The following is a 3626-nucleotide window of genomic DNA, read 5'->3' on the forward strand; positions in this document are numbered from 1 at the left end:
GCCGCTTGGCGCCCGCGTGGGCGAACTCCGTCACCAGCGCCTCGTTGAACACCGGCAGGTCGCCCGGCTTCCGGCTGGTCACCAGCGGGCCGGGGCCGTCGTGGCAGACGTGCACCTCCTCGTCCACCCAGTGCGCGCCCGCGTTGAGCAGGTCGGTCCGCAGGCTGGGCCAGGAGGTGAGGGTGCGGCCGCGGACGGCGTCGGCCTCGATCAGGGTCCAGGGGGCGTGGCAGATCGCGGCGACCGGGCGGCCCGAGGCGCAGTGGGCGTGGACGAAGGCGACCGCGGCCCGGTCGAGCCGGAGGCGGTCGGGGTTGGCGACTCCGCCGGGCAGGACCAGCCCGTCGTAGTCGGCCGGGTCGGCCCGCGCCACCAGGCCGTCGACGGCGAAGGTGTCGCCGAGCGCGCAGTGCCGGACGGCCTGGACCCGGCCCGGGGCGGTGGAGAGCAGGCGCGGGGTGCCGCCGGACTCGGCGACCGCCTGCCAGGGCGAGGTCAGTTCGTCCTGCTCGACCCCGAACGGGGCGACCAGGAAGGCGATCGTCCGGCCGGTGAGGGTGGTGGACGGCCAGCCCATGGCTCAGTCCGTGGCCCGGCCCGGCTGCGCGTGCGGGTCGGACAGGTCCTCGGCCGTCGGCGGGGCGGTGCTGAGCCGGGCTCGCGGGCAGTCCAGGTGGACGGCGAGGTTCAGGTGGTCGATCCGGGCGACCAGGCCGACCGGCACGAGCACCCGGGCGCCCGGCACCCAGGGTGCGGCGTCCACCAGCAGGTGGTCTCCGGTGTCCTGCTCGACCCGGCCGAGCGGGCCGTCGGTCGCCCGCACCTCGTACCCGATCAGGCTGAGGTCGGCGGCGGGGTGGGAGCCCGGACGGTACTCCCACAGGTCGGTACCCATCACGCCTCCGGTTGGTCCCAGGGGCGGCGTTCGCGGCCCTCCCGGTGGTCCGGCCGCTCCGCCCCGTCGGGCAGATCGGCCCGGCGCGCGCTCCGGCGCCGCAACAGCTCCGAGGCGGCGACCGCGGCCGCCACCGAGGCCGCCCAGACCACCCCGAGGGCGGTCAGCACCGCGGTGGTCGGGGTCCGCGCGCCGATGCTGAGGCAGAACGCCGTCATCACCAGCGCGGTCAGCACCACGCCGGCCGTGATCCGGCGTCCGACGGAGCGCAGCGCTCGCCTGGCCCGGCTGGGCGGTTTGGCGCCCATCGTGCTCAACTTCCGGTCGAGCCGCGCGTCCTGGCGCAGATCGGACTCGATCTCCTCGAGGAGCCGCCGCTCCCATCCGCTCAACGCGGGTCCGTCCATCTCGGTCACCTCCGACACTTCCGGTGACGTGCTCGCACCCGGCGGTTGCCCGGTACGGGCGGGCGCTAACCGTTCCGGGCGCCGCCTGTTCCGGCGCCCACCGGGCCGAAGGCCCGGGGGCGGGCGAGCAGGCTGTCGTCCAGGACGCGCAGCAGCGCGGCCGCGTCGCGGTGGACCTCGACCGCGCCCGCCGCCCACAGCTCTCCGCCGGCGTCCCCGCCGGCCTCCAGAGCCACGCAGGGCACCCCGGCCCGCCGCGCCGCCAGCACCTCACGCACGCTCCCGGCCACCACCACGGCGTGCGCCGGCGCGCCGTCCACCAGCTCCAGCGCGGCCCGTACGGGGTCGCCGCCGGGGGCGGCCACGGTCAGGGCGGGCGCTCCGGCCGGTCCCGGCCCGGTCAGCACGACCGTCCAGCCACGGGCGGCGCACTCGCGCAACAGTTCGGCGCCGCCGGGCAGCCGGGGCTGCCAGTCGGTACCGAACAGAGCCGCCGAGATCACCGTCATGGCCGTCGCTCCCGTTCGCAGGCCACGCATCGTGCGCGCCCTTCCAGGTTAGGCCGCTCCCCGGCCCGGCGCGCAGCCTGCCGGGGACGGGTTCACGGAGCGGCGACGGCTGCTCCGGACGGCCGCTCGCGACGGCCCTCCGCCGCAGGACGCGACCTACGATCGACTCGGCGGCGACCGCCGCCACCAGGGCGCACCGGAGGACGACTCATGAGGATCAAACTGGCCACCGTGTTCGTCGACGACCAGGACAAGGCGCTGCGCTTCTACACCGAGGTGCTGGGCTTCGTGAAGAAGTCCGACACCCCGCTCGGCGAGTACCGCCACCTGACGGTGGTCTCGCCCGAGCAGCCCGAGGGCTCCTCGCTGCTGCTGGAGCCCGACGCCCACCGCGCCGTCAAACCGTTCAAGGCGGCCCTGGTCGAGGACGGCGTTCCGGTCGCCCGGTTCGCCGTGGACGACGTGCACGGCGAGTTCGAGCGGCTGAGCCGGCTCGGGGTGCGGTTCGTCCAGGAGCCGACGGCGCGGGGCCCGGTCACCATCGCCGTCCTGGACGACACCTGCGGCAACCTCATCCAGCTCACGCAGCACCACCGGTAGCCGGCACCCGGCCGTCACCGCGGGTCGGTCGCCAGGCGCGCGTGGAGGTGCTCGTCCTGGTAGTCGCGGCCGCTGTAGCGGTAGGAGGCGCGCAGGGTGCCCTCGTACGGGAAGCCGGCGCGGGTCGCCACGCGGCAGGAGCGGTCGTTGCCGACGGCGTGGTAGAGCTCGATGCGGCGGGCGTCGGCGGTGTCGACGGCCCAGTGGGTGACGGCGGCGGTGGCGCGGGTGGCCAGGCCCCGGCCGCGGGCGGCGGGCAGCAGCCAGTAGCCGACCATGGCGATACCGTCGGCGCGGTCGCTCCAGCGCAGGTAGGCGTTGCCGAGGAGGCCGCCGTCGGCGGTGTCGGTGACGGCGAAGGCGGCGGCGGTGCCGTCGGCCCAGTGGGTGTCGCAGCGGTCCAGGTAGGCCTCGGCGGCGGCCCGGTCGGTGGTGCCGAGCGGGTTCCAGCGGTCGATGTCCGGGTCGGCCGCCGCGGCGAGCAGGGCGGGGACGATGCCGCCGGGTACGTCGAGGGCGCGGCCCCACGGGCGCAGCAGGACGTCCCCGAGGTCGAGGACGGTGGGGCGCAGCACGCGCCGGTCGGTGACGGTCTCGCTGGTGGTCATCCGTCCTTCCTATCCCCGGTCGGCGGCGCCCGCCAGCGAATTGTCCGGTGCCGGCGGCGTCCGGTGGTCGAAGCGCGGTCGACCACCGGACGCCGTGGGGGCGGGGTCAGATCCGGGCCAGGTACCCGTTGTCGACCAGCCAGAGCACGTTCAGCTTGGCCGGGCCGCCGGGCAGCAGGGTGGCGTCGAGCTGGTACTGGAGGCCCCAGCCGGGCTGGTTGAACCAGGGCGCGATCGGGCCGGCGTGCACCTTGAACGGCTTGACCACCTTGTAGTCGTGGTAGTTGCAGCCGGCGGCCGGGTTGCCGTCGAGGCTCTGCGGCGGGATCGCGCGGTTGGCGTAGGGCAGGCCCTCGGGGGCGAGGAAGGCGCCGTACTCGCTGCCGTAGCGGTCGATGTTCTGGTTCGGGTAGAGGGTGAGGTCGAACTCGACCGGGCTGCCGTCGGGCAGGGTGACGTAGCCGTCGGCGGGCGGGTAGATCCAGCCGCCCTTGCCGCCGTTGGCGGCCGGGTCGTAGTACTTGGCCAGGAAGTCCTGGTCGGTGGCGCCGCCGGTGCGCTGGTAGCCGGTGAGCTGGCGGCCGACCGGGCCGGCGGTCGGGAGGTC

General features: G+C 75.6%; 7 protein-coding genes. 1 reads left to right on the forward strand and 6 read right to left on the reverse strand.

What is annotated here, in order from left to right; genetic code table 11:
* From J0670_RS33085 to J0670_RS33100, 4 genes are all read right to left on the reverse strand, one after another.
* A partial coding sequence (locus J0670_RS33085; RefSeq protein WP_207815863.1) for a type 1 glutamine amidotransferase domain-containing protein occupies window positions 1–577 on the reverse strand: 577 nt, incomplete at its 3' end.
* Window positions 578–580: 3 nt separating this feature from the next.
* The gene (locus J0670_RS33090; RefSeq protein ID WP_207815866.1) at window positions 581–895 is read right to left on the reverse strand and encodes a PRC-barrel domain containing protein; all 315 of its coding nucleotides are present in this window, start codon (window positions 893–895) and stop codon (window positions 581–583) included.
* On the reverse strand, window positions 895–1302 hold the full coding sequence (locus J0670_RS33095) for a DUF3040 domain-containing protein (protein ID WP_207815868.1): 408 nt from the start codon (window positions 1300–1302) through the stop codon (window positions 895–897). The genes J0670_RS33090 and J0670_RS33095 overlap by 1 nt, the downstream gene beginning before the upstream one ends.
* A 65-nt stretch (window positions 1303–1367) precedes the next feature.
* Window positions 1368–1811: an HAD family hydrolase gene (locus tag J0670_RS33100; RefSeq protein ID WP_207815869.1), complete on the reverse strand. Its 444-nt coding sequence runs from the start codon at window positions 1809–1811 to the stop codon at window positions 1368–1370.
* Window positions 1812–2021: 210 nt separating this feature from the next.
* Between J0670_RS33100 and J0670_RS33105 the strand changes: the two genes are divergently transcribed.
* Window positions 2022–2411 carry a VOC family protein gene (locus J0670_RS33105; RefSeq protein WP_207815870.1) on the forward strand — a complete coding sequence of 130 codons (390 nt, stop codon included), beginning with the start codon at window positions 2022–2024 and terminating at the stop codon, window positions 2409–2411.
* A gap of 14 nt (window positions 2412–2425) precedes the next feature.
* Here the strand turns inward: J0670_RS33105 and J0670_RS33110 are convergent, their stop codons facing one another.
* Both J0670_RS33110 and J0670_RS33115 read right to left on the reverse strand, forming a co-directional pair.
* Entirely contained in the window at window positions 2426–3019 is a 594-nt protein-coding gene (locus J0670_RS33110) for a GNAT family N-acetyltransferase (RefSeq protein ID WP_207815871.1), read from the reverse strand.
* 106 nt (window positions 3020–3125) lie between these two features.
* The coding region (locus J0670_RS33115; protein WP_207815872.1) for a TNT domain-containing protein at window positions 3126–3626 on the reverse strand (501 nt) is incomplete at its 5' end.

The organism is Streptomyces sp. FH025 (assembly GCF_017427025.1).
Lineage (GTDB): Bacteria > Actinomycetota > Actinomycetes > Streptomycetales > Streptomycetaceae > Kitasatospora.

Coding starts and splice junctions, on each gene's coding strand:
- J0670_RS33090 (WP_207815866.1), bottom strand. CDS start 895: ATGGGTACCGACCTGTGGGAGTACCGTCCGGGCTCCCACCCCGCCGCC.
- J0670_RS33095 (WP_207815868.1), bottom strand. CDS start 1,302: ATGGACGGACCCGCGTTGAGCGGATGGGAGCGGCGGCTCCTCGAGGAG.
- J0670_RS33100 (WP_207815869.1), bottom strand. CDS start 1,811: ATGACGGTGATCTCGGCGGCTCTGTTCGGTACCGACTGGCAGCCCCGG.
- J0670_RS33105 (WP_207815870.1), top strand. CDS start 2,022: ATGAGGATCAAACTGGCCACCGTGTTCGTCGACGACCAGGACAAGGCG.
- J0670_RS33110 (WP_207815871.1), bottom strand. CDS start 3,019: ATGACCACCAGCGAGACCGTCACCGACCGGCGCGTGCTGCGCCCCACC.